We start from the raw sequence: 14,441 nt of genomic DNA, 5'->3' as shown, positions 1-14,441 counted from the left end.
AAAGCGGCTTATCTGAGTACTCTGGAGCTTTCAGCTTGTGCGGGGGCACACAACTCCTTGACTCTCGAAGGAGTGTCTCTATGGACGCGTCCGACAGCCGCGTTGTCGTCTTATTCATCATCGTCGCGCTCGCCCTGTTCGTCGCGGGACGCCGCTTCCAGTCCATGGTCTCGGCCCGGCAGGCCTGGCGGCACTCCATGCGGGCCGTACCGATCAGGCGACAGTCCACAGGGAGTGCGGTCAAGGTGATGCTCGGGGTCGGCGTGATCGTGATGATCGCGTTCTGGTTCGTCACGAACCTGCAGAGCCTGACGTAGACCTTTAGGGGCTTTCAGGGGTGGCGGCGGAGGCCCCAGGCGGCCAGCACCGCGATTGCGGCGGCGGTCAGGCTCACCGCGCGAGTGAGGCGTACCGCGCGCCGGACGTCCGCAGGCTCGGGCTTGGGGCCGTCGCCCATGGTCGGCCGGTGCTCGGTTCTGCCGCCGTAGACGTTCGTGCCGCCCAGCGTGACGTCGAGCGCTCCGGCGAACGCGGCCTCGCACCTGCCCGCGTTGGGGCTGGGATGGCGGTGCCCGTCCCTTCGCAGTACGGCCAGCGCCCGAGCCCGGTTCGGGGCGACGAGTACGGTGATCAACCCCGTGAGCCGGGCCGGCAGGTAGTTGGCCACGTCGTCGAGCCTGGCCGCCGCCCACCCGAAACGTTCGTAGCGGGAGGAGTGGTGGCCGATCATCGCGTCCAGCGTGTTGATCGCCCGATAGGCCAGCAGCCCCGGGACGCCCGCCACGGCGCCCCAGAAGAGTGGGGCCACGACGGCGTCGGAGGCGTTCTCGGCCAGCGACTCGACGGTGGCCCTGGCGATCTCGGGCGCCTCAAGCGCGGCGGGGTCGCGGCCGCACAGGTGGGGGAGGCGGGCGCGAGCCCTGGTCAGATCGTCGTCCTCCAGCGCCGCGGCCAGGTAGGCGCCCTCGCGGGCCAGCGTGGTGCCGCCGAGCACCGCCCAGGTGGCGACGGCCGTCAACGCCGTACGGGCGACGGGGTTCGCCACGCGTTCGGCGAGCACGCCCAGGCCCGTGGCCGCGCCCGCGCAGAGGGCGACGTGTACGACGCCGTTCGGCCTGGCGTCGCCGTAGAGGGCCCGCTCCAGCCTGGTGGCGGCGCGGCCGAACAGCGCGACGGGGTGGGCCGCGCGCGGGTCACCGATGACGGCGTCGAGCGCCACTCCCAACGCGATGCCCACCGGCCTGGAGGTGTCTTTAGTTGGGCGGGACTTAACTGACCAAATGCGCATGGAGCCCATCTTCGTGCTTGTCCAGCCAGGCGGCCGCCCGGCGGATGCGCTCGCCCGCGCCGCCCGCCCACATCCTGGCCCAGCTCCCGCCGGTCGCCGCCCGGTCGCGCATGACCGTGTACGAGCGCTGGAACCGGAGCCTGGCCAGCTCCAGCAGCCGTCGGCGATCACGCGGCGGCACCCCGTACGCGTCACAGAACAGGCGCAGTCGCGCCCCCACGTCCAGCCCGCGCTGGAGCGGCGCCAGGTCGACCGGGTCGCCGATGGGTGCCCAGTGCCTGAGGGTCGTGACGACGTCGAACAGCCGGGTCGTCGGCCGGGCCAGATCGAAGTCGATCAGAGCCCGGGGCCTTCCGTCGCGAAATATCACGTTTTGAAGGGTTAAATCGCAGTGACCGATGACCTCCGGGGCGGCGTCGTCGTTCGAACCGCCCTTCCATCCGCCGCGTGTCAGCGGGAAGCCCCGCGTCGCGTCGTGGAAGTCGCGCAGCAGCTCGGCCAGCCGTACCAGAGCCTCGTCGGTGACCGTCACCAGGCCAAGCCCGGTCGTACCCGGAATATAGGTGAGAATCTCGCGCCCGAGCCCGTCCATGCCCACGACGCGCGGCGCGCCCTCGAACCCGGCGGCTTCCAGGTGGCGGAGCAGGGCGTGCACGGCGGGCGTCGACGGGCTCGCCGGTCTGCGGACGGTGTCACCGACCCGGACCACCCCGTCCGTCACGTCCCCGCCCTGCAAGGGGATCTCGTGCAGGAGCGTCGCGACCATGCCCAGAGAGCTTAGACCCTTTTGCACCCCTCCCGCCTGGCGTTTTAGCGTGTCGCGACTCTGTGACGCGCACGCGCCCCCTAGCCTGGAGCCTCATGCCGATCATGCTGTCGTTCGCGGCATTCCTGATGACGCTGCTCGGCGGGCTGGTCGCGCATCGGGTCAAGGAACGCCGTCACCTCGTCCTCGGCGCCGCCGCCGGCGTCATGCTCGGTGTGGTGGCGTTCGACCTGCTGCCGGAGGCGCTCTCCCGCGACCCGGCTCAGCTGGGCGGGGTGCCGGTGCCGATGCTGATGTTCGCGCTGGCGTTCCTGGGCATCCACAGCGTCGAACGCTCCATGGGCATGCACGACGCCCACGAAGGCGACTACGCCTCACACCGCCACTCGCACGCGGGCGTCGGCCTCGTCGCCGGCGCCGCGCTCGTCGTCCACAGCTTCCTCGACGGAGCCGCGATCGGCGCCGCCTTCCAGACCGACACCACGCTCGCGGTCGCGGTCGCGATCGGGGTCATCGCACACGACTTCACGGACGGGTTCAACACGTACACGATCACTTCCCTGTACGGGAACGCGCGCCGCCGGGCGCTGATTCTGCTGGGTCTGGATGCTCTGGCTCCGGTGACGGGGGCTACGTTGACGTCACTGATCGCGATTCCGGCGGGGGTGCTGGGGGCGTATCTGGGGATGTTCGCCGGGTTTCTGCTGTACTTGGCGACGTCGGACATCTTGCCGGAGGCCCACACTACGAGCCGCGCGGCGGGTCCGACGCTGCTGGCCACGGTGGCGGGGGCGGCGTTCATGTGGCTGGTGATCGCCCTGACGGACTGACGTGCTGCTGTTCGTAGTCCGTTACTGGCAGTCGGCGTTGGCGGCGCTGAGGTTTAGTGACGTTCGGCGGCGGCGCTGAGGTATCGGCGTACCATCTCCACGCTCTTCCACCCGGTGATCCGCATCAGATCGAGCGGATCGCCGCCCTTCTCCAGATAGTCGTCGGCCATCGTCTGCCGGAACCGGTGCGGATGCAGCCGCCCCGGGATCCCCGCCTCCCGACCTCGCCGTTCCAGCATCTGCTGTATGCCCGTGGCGGTCAGCCGCCGCTGCCCACCCTCGGCCGTGATGCCGCGTACCGGAAGCCAGAGCCAGGGCGAGGCCGCGTGCGGATGCCGCGTACGGGCCCGCAGATACCGATCGATCGCCGCGGCGGTCTTCGGCCCGATCGGCACCAGCTGCGCGTCGTCGCCCTTACGGACGATCCGCAGCAGCCGCCGATCCAACCACACATCCCCGACCCGCCCGGCTTGAGCATTGTCCCGCTGATCACCGGTAGGACCGTGCCGGAGCCCGGCCAGCCAGGACAGCCGCATCCCGTTGTCCATGAGCACCCGCACGATCGCGGTATCCCGACGATCCACCCAAGACCCCCCGGAACACACCTCCAGCAGTGCCTCAAGCTCCCGATCAGCCAGCAACTCGACCGTCCGACCGGCCCCCTTCGGCGGATCGATCCCGTCCATGGGCGTCCCCGAGATCCGCTCCTCTTCCGCGATCAGCCAGTTGAAGAACACCCGCAGGTTGCGAAAATGCTTGCGCGCGTTCCCGGAACTGGTCGCGGCCGTACTGGCATCGAGAAACGCGCGTACGTTCGCGGCGTCGACCGCCTCCACCTCCACGGGCAACCCGCGCTCGGAGAGAAACCGGGCCAGGACGCGTACGCTGTCGAGGTAGCTGCGGATCGTTCCGGGTGACTTGTCAGCCGCCTGAAGGGACAATTCCCAGGAGGGCACCATGTCGAGCAGGGGAGGCGAAGGGGGCGTCTGTCTTCGGGATCGCGCCATGGCCCCTCCAAATCCGATACTGTTCGATCGGCGTATGATTATGCTACCGTCTCTCCTGGTCGGCGGACATGCTGGTCAGAGGCCGAATTCGAGCGCCCTTAGCTCAGCTGGATAGAGCACCGGACTTCTAATCCGACGGTCGCAGGTTCGAATCCTGCAGGGCGCGCTTCTCCACCTGCGGAAACCCGCGCGGCGATCGCGATCTATGGCGATGTGGGGCAGATGTGAGGCAAAGCTGAGTCACGCAGGGAGTTCACCCTTGAGCGAGGCTGCGGCGGTCAGCACCAGCCGGGCCGTCTCCTGTGCCGCCTGCTGGGCGACTACCGGCAGCACGGAAACGTAGGTGTCGGCGGTGAGCACGATGCTGGCGTGCTCCAGCATGGCCTGCACCACCTTCAGATCCGTGTGCGCGGCCAGCGCCAGGGTTGCGGCGCCGTGTCGCAGATCATGCAGCCGGACTGGCGGCAAGCCCGAGGCAGCCACCAGCTGGCGGAATCGTTCGGTGAGATAGTCCGGCCGTAGTGGCGCCCTGTCCGCGGTGGTGAACACATACCCCGAGTCGCGCCAGCGCGACCTCGCGCGTGCATGCAGTCGCTCGTGGCGCTCGCGGTGCCGAGTGAGCATCCGTACCGTCACGGAGTCCAGGGCCACCACTCGGCAGCTGGCGGCACTTTTCGGCGGGTCGACTGCCACGTGACCGTCGGAGTGCACTCGTGCCGGGGCTGTGGTTGGTCATGTCGAGTCCTCTCGCGGTCGGACTTCGAGCCCGAAGGACTAGGTCGGGTAGCGTGCGTGGCGGGGCTATCGGCTCGCGTACGGTGGCTTCTTTGCCCAGACGGGAGGCTCTGGACGCGCCCCGCTCTCCTGAGCCTGATCCGGCGTGGCTACGCTCTGGTTCGATCAAGCAGAGGAAAGGCGGCCATGACCGGAACCTGTACATTCTGCGGCATCGTAGCTGGAGAGATCCCCGCGGAGATCGTCTACTCAGACGAGCACGTGGTCGCCTTCCTTGACATCTCGCAGGCGACTCGCGGTCACACCCTGGTTGTCCCCCGCGAGCACTGTCGCGACCTGACCGACATCGGCCCGGACCGCGCAGGCCTGCTGATGCAGGGTGCTGTGCACACTGCCGCCCTGCTGCGGCGCGCGCTGGAACCGGGCGGGATGAACATCTGGCACGCCACCGGCCCTACGGCCTGGCAGACCATGTTCCACTTCCACCTTCACCTGCTTCCCCGCTACACCCCCGAGGATCTCAGGCGAGCATGGACGCATCGGGAACTGCCGCTGTCGTCGCTGTCGCCACTGGCCGATCACATCAGAACCGCCGCGGCGTCCTGAACGCGCGCCGCTTCCGGCGCCGTCTGTCTGGTTTGCCCCACGCGGACAGCGCAGGGGGGACAAGTCGACCTCGCCGCACACCAAGTCCACCGCCGGACCATCCTTGGCAGCCTCATCAACGAGTACCGGACCGCCGGCTGACACCATCAAGAAGCCGCAGGTCGAGTGCGGGAAGCCTTCATCGCGGACTGCGTGGCCGCCGATGTCGTCGGACTCTGGCCGAACACGTGCGCCGAGATGGCGGAGCGGGTGGCGGAGACGTTCTCGACCTGCCGGTCCGCGGGGAAGACATTGCTGCAGTGCGAGAACGTCGCCGTTCACGAGGCGTGCGTCTATCGTGGCGGCGGAGCGATCTGCGGAGATTCCGAGCCTGTCTATCAGGCCTGTCGCACTCGTGGTGACACTGACATCGCACGTAGTTTCTGCATAGAGGGCAACATCGAATACCGGAGCGTCTGGCCGTCCGGCGAGGCTCCGGCTTTCTGGGCACGCGTGTCGCGGACCTCGCCCGTCGGCGCTGAGAAACCTTGCGTTTCGACCTACGAGAACAACCTGCTGCAGCACGAAGACGTCCGAGCCGGAGAACGCGACGCCGTCCGGGAGCAGTTCGGCGTCCGGCTGGTCGGCCGCGAACATCGCCGCGCCGGTCGCGGCGTCGTAGAGCGTGAGGTCGGTGCTGCCCCACTGGCGTCCCGCGGCGACGTAGGCGCCGCCCGAGCTGAGCGCCACGGCCGACGGATACCCGTCCCAGCCGTCGCCGTAGGTGCCGGTCGCCGCCAGGGTCCTGGTGTCGTACCTGGTGAAGTGACCGGGGGTGTCGGCCGCGGAGAGCAGGGTGGTGCCGTCGGAGGTCAGGGCGAGGTCGCGCAGGTAGTCCATGCGCCACTCCTCACCGTCGATCGTGCCGCGCAGCTCCGGGGTGCCGCCGCCGACGTCGTAGACCAGCATGTCGGCATGGTGCAGGCTGGTCCGGCCGACCACGAGCGTGTCGCCGGCGGCCGCGAGCTCGGGAGCGCGCAGGTGCTCGCCCCCGACCGCAGCCGGCGCCGGTGTGGCCGCGCTCAGATCCAGGCCGACGACGCCGCCAGGGCCGTTGTCGCACCCGTGCCCCACCCACAGCCGCTCACCCAGCGTTGCGTAGCGCGCTGGAGTGGCGATCACCTTCGGTGCGTCGATGGTCGTGTGGGCTCTGGGCCCTGGCGCTTGGAGGGAGGCGAAGGCCCAGGGCAAGTCATGGTTCCTGGGTAGCGGCTCCTCGGTGACCGTCACGGTGGCCTTGTACGAGCCGACGCTCACCGTAACCGGACCGGCGACGGCCAACGTTGGCGAGCGACTCGAATTCAGCGGCACCTTCGGCGCCGACACCGTCCATTGACGAGATAGCGGCCGCCGACGACGTGTCCCGCCACACGGTGCACATGTACTTTCCGAGCCTGGACCATCTGCTGATCGACGCGACCGCCGGCGTTAGGCCTCGGCTTCCTCCTGGGAGCGCCCATCAGCCTCAGCGGCGCGTGCGGTTCAGCATGACCAGCCCGGCGATGAACGACCCGAGCAGGGCCGGTGACAGGACCGCGAGGGCACCCCACGCAAAGAGGCCGAGATAGCCGAGCGCGGACGAACCGTACGTCGGGTCGGCGTCAGCGGCCGCGAACAGCCCCAGGCCGAGAACGACACCGGCCACCGTGAGCGCGATCGGCGTCCACAGGAGCACGTGGGCCCACACACGATACGTCCGACTGTAGACACGCCGGGCCGACGGCACGTTCGGCTGCGGGGGATAGCCGACGGATTCCCTCATGCCGCATTTGTATCAGCCCGCGTGGCCCCGCTCGTGTTTCTTGGCCACCGGTCACCCGCACCGGCGTCGGCGAGTGCGGTACTTGCTAGGCGAAGGGCTCCATGTCGCGCTCGGACCAGGACCGGCGGCGGCTGCGCTGCCACGCCTGGTAAGCCGGCATCGCCTCCGCCTGCTCCCGGTACGCCGCGGCGAGCACGTCACGGATACCTGGTACGTGCTCGGCGACTGGCGAGCCCGCCGACCACAGGAGCCGCTCCCGTACCCACATCGGGTCGCCGGCCAGTGGCCTGACCACCACGTTCTCGCGCTCGGCTGTGATCGCCCTGCACAGGGACACTCCGTGCCCCTGGCTGATCAGGGAGAACACCAGGCTGGCGTCGGTGCGCTGGATGCGTTGCGGCACGAACCCCGCGCGGCGGCAGGTGTCCCGGAACATCGCCCGCATCCTGATGTCCTTGCCGACGCCCGGCAGCCAGCGCTCGCCGGCCAGCGCGGCCAGCGGCACCTCGGGTTCGGCCGCGAGCGGGTGGTCCCTCGACAGGACGACGAAGACGGGCTCGACGCCCAGTACCGCTTCGCTCAGCCCTTCGGGCACCGGCAGTTCGTAGCCCGGATAGTCGACGCTCAGCCCGATCTCCAGCCGGGATTCGGCGAGCAGTTCGACCAGTTCCTCGTCCGCGTCGCTCACATGCAGGGACACCTCGGCCTCCGGCAGCAACCGGCGGCTGACCGTCATCAGGCCGGCGGCCATCGGCCCGGCCGTGGCGCCGATCCTGAGCGTCGCCAGGTCGCCGCCGGCGTCACGGCGTTGCACGTCGCGCACCAGATCGTCGTGCAACGCGATGATGCCCTGGGCATGGGACAGGACCATGGCACCCAACGCCGTGGGCTTGGCGCCGGTGCCGTCGCGGGCGAAGAGCCTTCCGCCAAGCGCGCGCTCGATCCGCTGCAACTGCGCGGTGACGGCCGGCTGGCTGAAGCCGAGCACGGCCGAGGCCCGGCTGATGCTGCCGGACTCGGCGATCGCCGCGACCACCCGGAGGTGGCGGATCTCCAACTGCATAACGCGATGTTATGCCCGATTAGGAGTACCTACGCTCAATGTCTTGATCTCAGAATCTTCCCTGCACCATGAGGAAGGATTTTGATGTCCAGGACGTCTCTGCGCCGGCGCCTGCCCGGTCTCTTGCTCACCACCGCCCTGTTAACCGCGAGTCTGACCTCCACCGCGAGCGCGGAGCCCACGCCGAGCGCCGATCCGGCACCCTCCCGGTGGACCTCCGGCACCCAGTCCACGGCGCCCCGCGGCTCGTGGGTCACCCTGCTGACGGGCGACCGGGTCTATGTCGAGGGGAACCGGGTCTCGATCGACCCCGCTCCCGGCCGCGAAAAGGTTGGTTTCAGCCAGTACGAACGCGACGGGCACCAGTTCGTCGTGCCGAACGACGCCCAGAAGCTGGTGTCGGCCTCCCGGCTCGACCGGCGGCTGTTCGACGTGACCGGGCTCGTCCAGGCCGGATACGACGACGCGCACGTCGACGACGTGCCCATCATCGTGTCGTACGAGGCCAAGGCCGCCGCCCGGGTCAGGTCGGCCGGGAAGGTCACCCGCACGCTGCCCAGCATCGGCGCCGCCGCGGTGAAGGTCGGCAAAGCGAAAGCGCACGAGTTCTGGACCGAGGTGACCGCCGGCCCGGCGACCCAGCGCACCGCGGCGTCCGGCATCGGGCGGATCTGGCTCGACGGCAAGCGCGAGGTCTCGCTGGACCAGAGCGTGAAGCAGATCGGCGCGCCGACCGCCTGGGCGGCCGGATACGACGGCAGCGGGATTACCGTCGCCGTCCTGGACACCGGGATCGACAACTCTCACCCGGACCTGGCCGGGAAGATCGTCGAGGAGAAGAACTTCACCGACGCCGCCGACACCGTGGACAATGTCGGTCACGGCACGCACGTCGCATCCACCATCGCCGGCAGCGGTTCGGCATCGGGCGGAAAGTACCGCGGCGTGGCGCCCGGGGCGAACCTGCTGATCGGCAAGGTGTGCAGCACCCGCAACTGCGCCGAGTCGTCGATCCTGGCCGGGATGGAGTGGGCCGCCGAGCGGGCGAAAGTGGTCAACATGAGCCTCGGCGGCACCGACTTCCCGGGCGTCGACGTCCTGGAGGAGGCGGTGAACCGCCTGACCGCGACCACCGGCACACTGTTCGTCGTGGCCGCGGGCAACGAGGGCCGGGACGGCGGTGTGTCCTCGCCGGCCACCGCGGACGCCGCGCTCGCCGTGGGCGCGGTCGACAAGCAGGATACCCTGGCGTCATTCTCCAACCGCGGACCGCGCGTCGACGGCGCGATCAAGCCGGACATCACCGGGCCGGGCGTGGGCATCGTCGCGGCGCTGGCGAAGGGATCCGACTATCCGGAGTACACCCCCGGGTACACCCAGCTGAACGGGACGTCGATGGCCACGCCGCACGTCGCGGGAGCCGCGGCGCTGCTGGCGCAGCAGCACCCGAAGTGGACCGGCCCCGACCTCAAAGCAGCGCTGGTCGCCACGGCCAAGCCGAACCCAAGCCTGAACGCCTTCCAGCAGGGCGCCGGCAGGGTCGACGTCGGCCGCGCGGTCCAGCAGGCCATCCTGCCCGACGTCACCGGCCTCGCGCTCGGGTCGCAACCGTGGCCGGCCGACGACGACGTTCCCGTGACGAAGACGATCACCTACCGGAACGACGGCACAGCTCCCGTCACCCTCGAACTCACGATCACGGCGACCGGCCCGGACGGGGTCGTCGCGCCGGCCGGGATGTTCACGGCCAGTCCGGCGCGGGCCGTCGTGCCGGCCGGTGGGACCGCGGCGGTCACCTTGACCGCCGACACCCGGGTGCCGTCGGCGACAGGCACCTTCACCGGAACGCTGCTGGCCTCGAACGCCGACGGCGTGTCGGTGCGGACCCCACTGACGATCACGAAGGGACACGAGACCCGCACCGTCACCTTCCAGCTCACCGACCGCGCGGGCACGCCGGCGAGTGACTACGACCTGTCGGTGGTCGGTCTCGATCTGGACGTCTTCCAGGTTCCCTACGACGCGTCGGGCACCGTGAAGGCCAAGCTCCGGCCCGGCCGCTACCACGTTCAGGCCACGGTGATCACACCCGACGGGACCTCGACGCTGCTGGTACAGCCGAACCTCACCGTCGGGAACACCGACGACGGAGTCCTCAAGCTCGACGCGCGCCAGGGCACACCGGTGTCGGTGACCGTACCGAAGTCCTCGGCGCGGACCCGGCTGGCCGCGGCCGGCTTCTCCCGCGGCCTGCCGCGCGGATACGGCCTGGCGGCGCGGATCGTCGGCGCCGACTTCGGCAAGCTGTTCACTGCGGACCTGGGTAAGGAGGTGAAGGCCGAGCAGGGCACGCTGGTGTCGGAGGTGCGCAGCTTCTGGGCCGAGCCGGGCGCCGACGGCACTTTCTACGGCTCGCCGTACGAGTATGACCTCGTGCAGTTCGTCCGCGGGCGGTTCCTCACCGGCTACCGCCACACCGTGCGCCCCGGCGAGCTGGCGACCGTGGTCAACCGCAACCACGGCGTGACCCCGGACAAGCAGCAGGGCTACATGCACAACTTCGGTTTCCCGCCCGAGGGCGGCAGCGCGATGTCGGGACCGATCAAGTATGACGTGCCCAGCACCCGGACCATCTACTACAGCGCGAAGGGCGTGGTCTGGGACAACCGGTGGGAGACGAGCGGAGCGCGCCAGACGCAGTTCTGGTACGACGACACCACCTGGCAGCCGGGCAGGAAATTCGTGGTCGACTGGCAACGCGGACCTGCCGGGCCGAAGTTCAACCCGCGCACGTACGTCGCCCGAGCAGGCAACACCATCATGTTGAACATTCCGCCGTTCGGCGACGACTCCGGGCACACCGGCTACTCGCTGCTCGACGGCGGCCGGGTCGGGTTCTACCGCGACGGCGTCCAACTGGCCGAGATACCAAAATACTTCTACGACGCCAGCGGGCCGGTGCCGTCAGCCGAGAGCACCTATCGGCTGGAGTACGACGTCGACCGTACGACCGGCTTCAACGCCTCCACCAAGATCAGCGGTGCGTGGACGTTCAAGTCCGGTGAGGTGGGCACGGACAAGTGGACTTACCTGCCCCTGGCGTCGTTCTCCTTCACACCGCCGGTCGACCTGGCTAACAGCGCACCGGCCGGTCGGCCGCTCATGATGCCGGTGAGTCTGAAGGCGCAGCCGGGTTCGGCCGCCTCGCGGACGCGGTGGGTCAGCGTCGAGGTCTCCTACGACGAGGGCGCGACGTGGCGGAAAGCGGTCCTGATCCCGACGGGAACGGACACGTGGCTGGCCGCGCTGAACCACCCGGACAAGGGGTCGGTGTCCGTGCGCGCGCACGCGGCGCGGGCCGATGGCGGCACTGTCGACTACACCGTCATCCGCGCCTACAACCTGCGATGACGCCCGGCGGGCCTCGGGCACGTTGACCGAGGCCCGCCGTAGTGCGTAAACCATCCGATGTCCTCCACCGCGATGGCCAGCAGAATGAGGGCGTCACCGTTAAATGAGCACTCAAGATAGACGCGGTCGCGAATCTCAGCGAAGCGTCTGCGTGCCGATGACGGACAACACCTGGAGCTTCTCGTAGCTCTCGCTGCCGGGAATGGCGGTGTAGACCATCAGCGAGTGGGCCTGGCCCGGGTCGACCAGCCGCTGGCAGGTGAGCTCCAGCGCGCCGACCTCGGGGTGGACGAAGTGCTTGACCTCGTGAGGACGTATCCCGATCTCGTGGTCGTCCCACACCCGCCGGCACTCCTCGCTATGGGCCGGCAGCAGCTCGGCCAGGTGCGCTGCTCGGGAGTCAGGGCCTCGGAGGGTGACCAGTTCGCGGAGCCCGGCGGCATACATCCGGGTCAGGAACGCATGCTCCTCGGGCGCGTAGATCTGCCGGGCGGCGGGGTCGGTGAACCACCGGTACCCCGCACTGCGGGGCAGGCCCGGCGCACCGCGTCGTGTCGCAGCAGGCCGGGATTGATGTGCTCGTTGAACGTGCCCCTGGGGGGCGGGTTGTGGCCGGCGAGGCGGAACAGTTGGTCTCGCTCGTCGATCGACATGTGCAGGCCCTGGGCGATCGAGGCGAGCATCTGGGGCATGCGGGTCGCCTCCGACCCCGCGCAGGATGACTGGGGCACGGCCTCCTGCGCCGCCACCGACGCGATTCGGTTCCGCCACGCGGATCTTCCGGGCGACGCGCCGCTCGCCGAAGTGCCGCCACTGGTGTTGTCGGAACTGCTGCGCGACGCCGACCTCGCCGTGGGGGTCGGGTCTCTGGGGCTCGACCCGCGGGCGGCGGCCGGGTACGACGGCTACTGGCAGTCGTACGGGTTCGGCGAGCTGAGCGAGACCGCCCGCACGCGGCGTGACGCGCTGGCCCGGCTGCTGCCCCGGCTGAAGATCGCCGACCGGGTGGAGCTGACCGACCGGTTCCTGCGCGTGCGGGGGCAACTGCGCACCTACCGGATTCATCTGGGGTCGGGCAACATCCTGATGGAACCGAACGACGCCTACCTGTGCATCGTCCCCGGCCGCGACCGCTCCGCCTCATCGGTGTTCCTGCCGTTTGAGGAGGACGGCGGAATGTTGTCGGTCATCTTGTCGAAGGCGTTCCTGCTGGCGGACGACACCAGGATCAGTGATCCCAGCATCACCCGCCAGCTCTTCGTTACCTAGGACCGATGCGGTTCCAGTCGCGCAACCACTTCGACCCGGCTAGACGCTCCCGGCCCGCACCGTGACGAATAGGGCGTCCTCTGCGCCGGTAGCGACATCGTCGCCCATGAACATCACGCTGTAGATGTACTCGCCTTCCTGATCGGGCAGATCGCTGATCTTGAAGCCACCGGCTGCAGAGACCTGCACCGTGCTGAGGTCCGTACTGGTGCCGTCTGGGTTCGCGCGAATCACCATCACCGACGGACGGGTGGCCGGCGCCTGGTCACCGAACTTCAAGGTGCCCCAGAAGTCGAATCTCTCCCCGAGGTCCAGGACTGTGCGGCCGGACAGGGTGAGCGACGCCGGCTGACGGGCGACGTCGACGGACACCGACGCCTTGCTGCCGCGAACGGTGGCGGAGCCGTGCCAGCTCACGTCGTAGCCGACCGTTCCGGCCACCGGTGGGGTGTCGGTGATGGAGAACGTGCCGTCCGCCTTCGTCTTCCCGTGGCGGAGCGTCGTGCTGGTCCCGTCCGGGAGACGGCGGGTCACCTCCAGTCTCCGCGGGCTCGGGGTCACGCCTTCGGGCAGGGTGAGCCGGCCGGTCAGCGTGACGGGCTCCAGCGCCGTCGCCTTTTGCGGGGCCGACAGGGTCACGGCCGACGGCAGCAGGGTGGCGTCCTCCAGCCGCCACAGACGCAGGTTGGTGGTGCCGGAGGTGTAAAGGACACTGAAGACGTCGTTGCCGGCGATGGTCATGGTGAGAATTCTGGGGGTCGGCCATCCGCTGGGGATCTTCTGCGAGTACGTAAGCGCTCCCGTGGCCACGTCATACAGTTCGACGCCTCGATCGCCCCACGACCAGCCGCTTGCGAGGTGGCCGCCATTCGGGCTGACGGCGGCGCCGGCCACCGAGCCCCGGACCGCCGGGTTCTTGCCGTAGTCCCGTAGCTTCGTCAGGCTCGCGAGGTCCCAGGACTCCAGCCCGCGCGGGAACGCAAGGACGGCGGTGGAGCCGTCCGGGGTGATGTCGAGGCCCGGCTGGGTGCTCGTGGCCGGGTCGTCCCCGTCGATCTCGCCGCGCAGAATGGCGGAACCGGTGCTCACGTCGTACACCCGGACATCGGCGGAGGATGTGTTAGGAGCGGTGGACAGCAGGGTGTTCCCTGCGACGGCGATCGTGGGCGTAGCGGACTGCCCCGTCAGGACCGTGACCGGTTGCGGGGCCTGGGACGACACGTCGAGACGAGTGACGACACCGCCGGTGTACAGGTCACACCCGTGGGCCGTCCACAACGTCTGTCCGGACAGTGCCAGGTCGCTCAGGCACGAGTACGCCGTGAAGTCGAACCGCCGGGTGACCGCCAGGGCGGCGGTGTCGATCTCCACGACCTCGTGCGAGTCGGGCAGCGTCGCGTACGCGTGGGCGCCGTCTGGTGTCGCAACGACATCTTCCACGCCGGCGAGGCCGGTGACCGAGCCGATCAGTACGCCTTTGGTGTTGGTGACCACGACGCGGTCCCCGGCGGTCACGAAGACCTTGCCTCCTCCCGCGGCCACCTCACTGTGGTCGGCGCCACTGGGGCTAACGCCGAGGTCGGTCATCGAGTCGGCGGCCCAGACCGTGGGCGTCGCGGCGACGATGAGCCCGGCCGTCATGGTTATGGAGCCCATGAGGGCGAT

The 14,441-nt window shown here is 69.3% G+C and carries 15 protein-coding genes and 1 tRNA gene; 7 read left to right on the top strand and 9 right to left on the bottom strand.

Annotated features, from left to right (window positions below; all coding sequences use genetic code 11):
* Positions 1 to 80 precede the first annotated feature (80 nt).
* On the top strand, positions 81 to 317 hold the full coding sequence (locus tag AB0L53_RS52060) for a hypothetical protein (protein ID WP_225292401.1): 237 nt from the start codon (positions 81 to 83) through the stop codon (positions 315 to 317).
* 14 nt (positions 318 to 331) lie between these two features.
* Here AB0L53_RS52060 and AB0L53_RS52055 read toward each other — a convergent pair whose 3' ends face one another.
* Entirely contained in the window at positions 332 to 1,288 is a 957-nt protein-coding gene (locus AB0L53_RS52055) for a cobalamin biosynthesis protein (protein ID WP_364012143.1), read from the bottom strand.
* Positions 1,269 to 2,054, bottom strand: a complete 786-nt coding sequence (locus tag AB0L53_RS52050) for an aminoglycoside phosphotransferase family protein (protein ID WP_364012140.1) — start codon at positions 2,052 to 2,054, stop codon at positions 1,269 to 1,271. Before AB0L53_RS52050 ends, AB0L53_RS52055 begins: the two co-directional genes overlap by 20 nt.
* A gap of 95 nt (positions 2,055 to 2,149) precedes the next feature.
* Here AB0L53_RS52050 and AB0L53_RS52045 point away from each other — a divergent pair, with 95 nt between their 5' ends.
* Positions 2,150 to 2,884 (top strand): ZIP family metal transporter, encoded by a 735-nt coding sequence (locus tag AB0L53_RS52045; RefSeq protein WP_358428031.1) that lies wholly within the window; start codon positions 2,150 to 2,152, stop codon positions 2,882 to 2,884.
* Between the two features lie 53 nt (positions 2,885 to 2,937).
* Here the strand turns inward: AB0L53_RS52045 and AB0L53_RS52040 are convergent, their stop codons facing one another.
* Entirely contained in the window at positions 2,938 to 3,891 is a 954-nt protein-coding gene (locus AB0L53_RS52040) for a tyrosine-type recombinase/integrase (protein ID WP_364012137.1), read from the bottom strand.
* Between the two features lie 92 nt (positions 3,892 to 3,983).
* On the opposite strand from AB0L53_RS52040, the gene AB0L53_RS52035 reads away from it, so the two are divergent.
* Positions 3,984 to 4,057, top strand: a tRNA-Arg gene (locus AB0L53_RS52035).
* A 74-nt stretch (positions 4,058 to 4,131) separates the two neighbouring features.
* Here AB0L53_RS52035 and AB0L53_RS52030 read toward each other — a convergent pair.
* The gene (locus AB0L53_RS52030; protein ID WP_364012134.1) at positions 4,132 to 4,542 is read right to left on the bottom strand and encodes a tyrosine-type recombinase/integrase; all 411 of its coding nucleotides are present in this window, start codon (positions 4,540 to 4,542) and stop codon (positions 4,132 to 4,134) included.
* On the opposite strand from AB0L53_RS52030, the gene AB0L53_RS52025 reads away from it, so the two are divergent.
* Positions 4,477 to 5,232, top strand: coding sequence for an HIT family protein (locus AB0L53_RS52025; RefSeq protein ID WP_364012131.1), 756 nt, complete (start codon positions 4,477 to 4,479; stop codon positions 5,230 to 5,232). The genes AB0L53_RS52030 and AB0L53_RS52025 overlap by 66 nt on opposite strands.
* A 1,150-nt stretch (positions 5,233 to 6,382) precedes the next feature.
* Complete coding sequence (locus AB0L53_RS52020) at positions 6,383 to 6,607, top strand: hypothetical protein (RefSeq protein WP_364012128.1); 225 nt, start codon at positions 6,383 to 6,385, stop codon at positions 6,605 to 6,607.
* 129 nt (positions 6,608 to 6,736) lie between these two features.
* Here AB0L53_RS52020 and AB0L53_RS52015 read toward each other — a convergent pair whose 3' ends face one another.
* Together AB0L53_RS52015 and AB0L53_RS52010 are read right to left on the bottom strand one after the other, a co-directional pair.
* Entirely contained in the window at positions 6,737 to 7,033 is a 297-nt protein-coding gene (locus tag AB0L53_RS52015) for a hypothetical protein (RefSeq protein WP_358544593.1), read from the bottom strand.
* A gap of 85 nt (positions 7,034 to 7,118) precedes the next feature.
* Positions 7,119 to 8,096, bottom strand: coding sequence for a LysR family transcriptional regulator (locus AB0L53_RS52010; protein WP_364012125.1), 978 nt, complete (start codon positions 8,094 to 8,096; stop codon positions 7,119 to 7,121).
* 84 nt (positions 8,097 to 8,180) lie between these two features.
* Between AB0L53_RS52010 and AB0L53_RS52005 the strand changes: the two genes are divergently transcribed.
* The gene (locus AB0L53_RS52005; protein ID WP_364012122.1) at positions 8,181 to 11,507 is read left to right on the top strand and encodes a S8 family serine peptidase; all 3,327 of its coding nucleotides are present in this window, start codon (positions 8,181 to 8,183) and stop codon (positions 11,505 to 11,507) included.
* Between the two features lie 135 nt (positions 11,508 to 11,642).
* Here AB0L53_RS52005 and AB0L53_RS52000 read toward each other — a convergent pair whose 3' ends face one another.
* Both AB0L53_RS52000 and AB0L53_RS51995 read right to left on the bottom strand, forming a co-directional pair.
* On the bottom strand, positions 11,643 to 12,041 hold the full coding sequence (locus AB0L53_RS52000) for a hypothetical protein (RefSeq protein ID WP_364012297.1): 399 nt from the start codon (positions 12,039 to 12,041) through the stop codon (positions 11,643 to 11,645).
* Positions 11,960 to 12,199 (bottom strand): hypothetical protein, encoded by a 240-nt coding sequence (locus AB0L53_RS51995; protein WP_364012309.1) that lies wholly within the window; start codon positions 12,197 to 12,199, stop codon positions 11,960 to 11,962. Before AB0L53_RS51995 ends, AB0L53_RS52000 begins: the two co-directional genes overlap by 82 nt.
* Between AB0L53_RS51995 and AB0L53_RS51990 the strand changes: the two genes are divergently transcribed.
* Positions 12,198 to 12,776: a hypothetical protein gene (locus AB0L53_RS51990; protein ID WP_364012306.1), complete on the top strand. Its 579-nt coding sequence runs from the start codon at positions 12,198 to 12,200 to the stop codon at positions 12,774 to 12,776. The two genes, AB0L53_RS51995 and AB0L53_RS51990, sit on opposite strands and share 2 nt — an antisense overlap.
* Before the next feature lie 39 nt (positions 12,777 to 12,815).
* Here AB0L53_RS51990 and AB0L53_RS51985 read toward each other — a convergent pair whose 3' ends face one another.
* Complete coding sequence (locus tag AB0L53_RS51985) at positions 12,816 to 14,432, bottom strand: hypothetical protein (RefSeq protein WP_364012119.1); 1,617 nt, start codon at positions 14,430 to 14,432, stop codon at positions 12,816 to 12,818.
* Positions 14,433 to 14,441 lie beyond the last annotated feature (9 nt).

The sequence above is a fragment of the Nonomuraea sp. NPDC052129 genome (assembly GCF_040680095.1).
GTDB lineage: Bacteria > Actinomycetota > Actinomycetes > Streptosporangiales > Streptosporangiaceae > Nonomuraea.
Note: the sequence above shows the minus strand (reverse complement) of the source record. Positions and strands in the feature narration are given on the sequence as shown.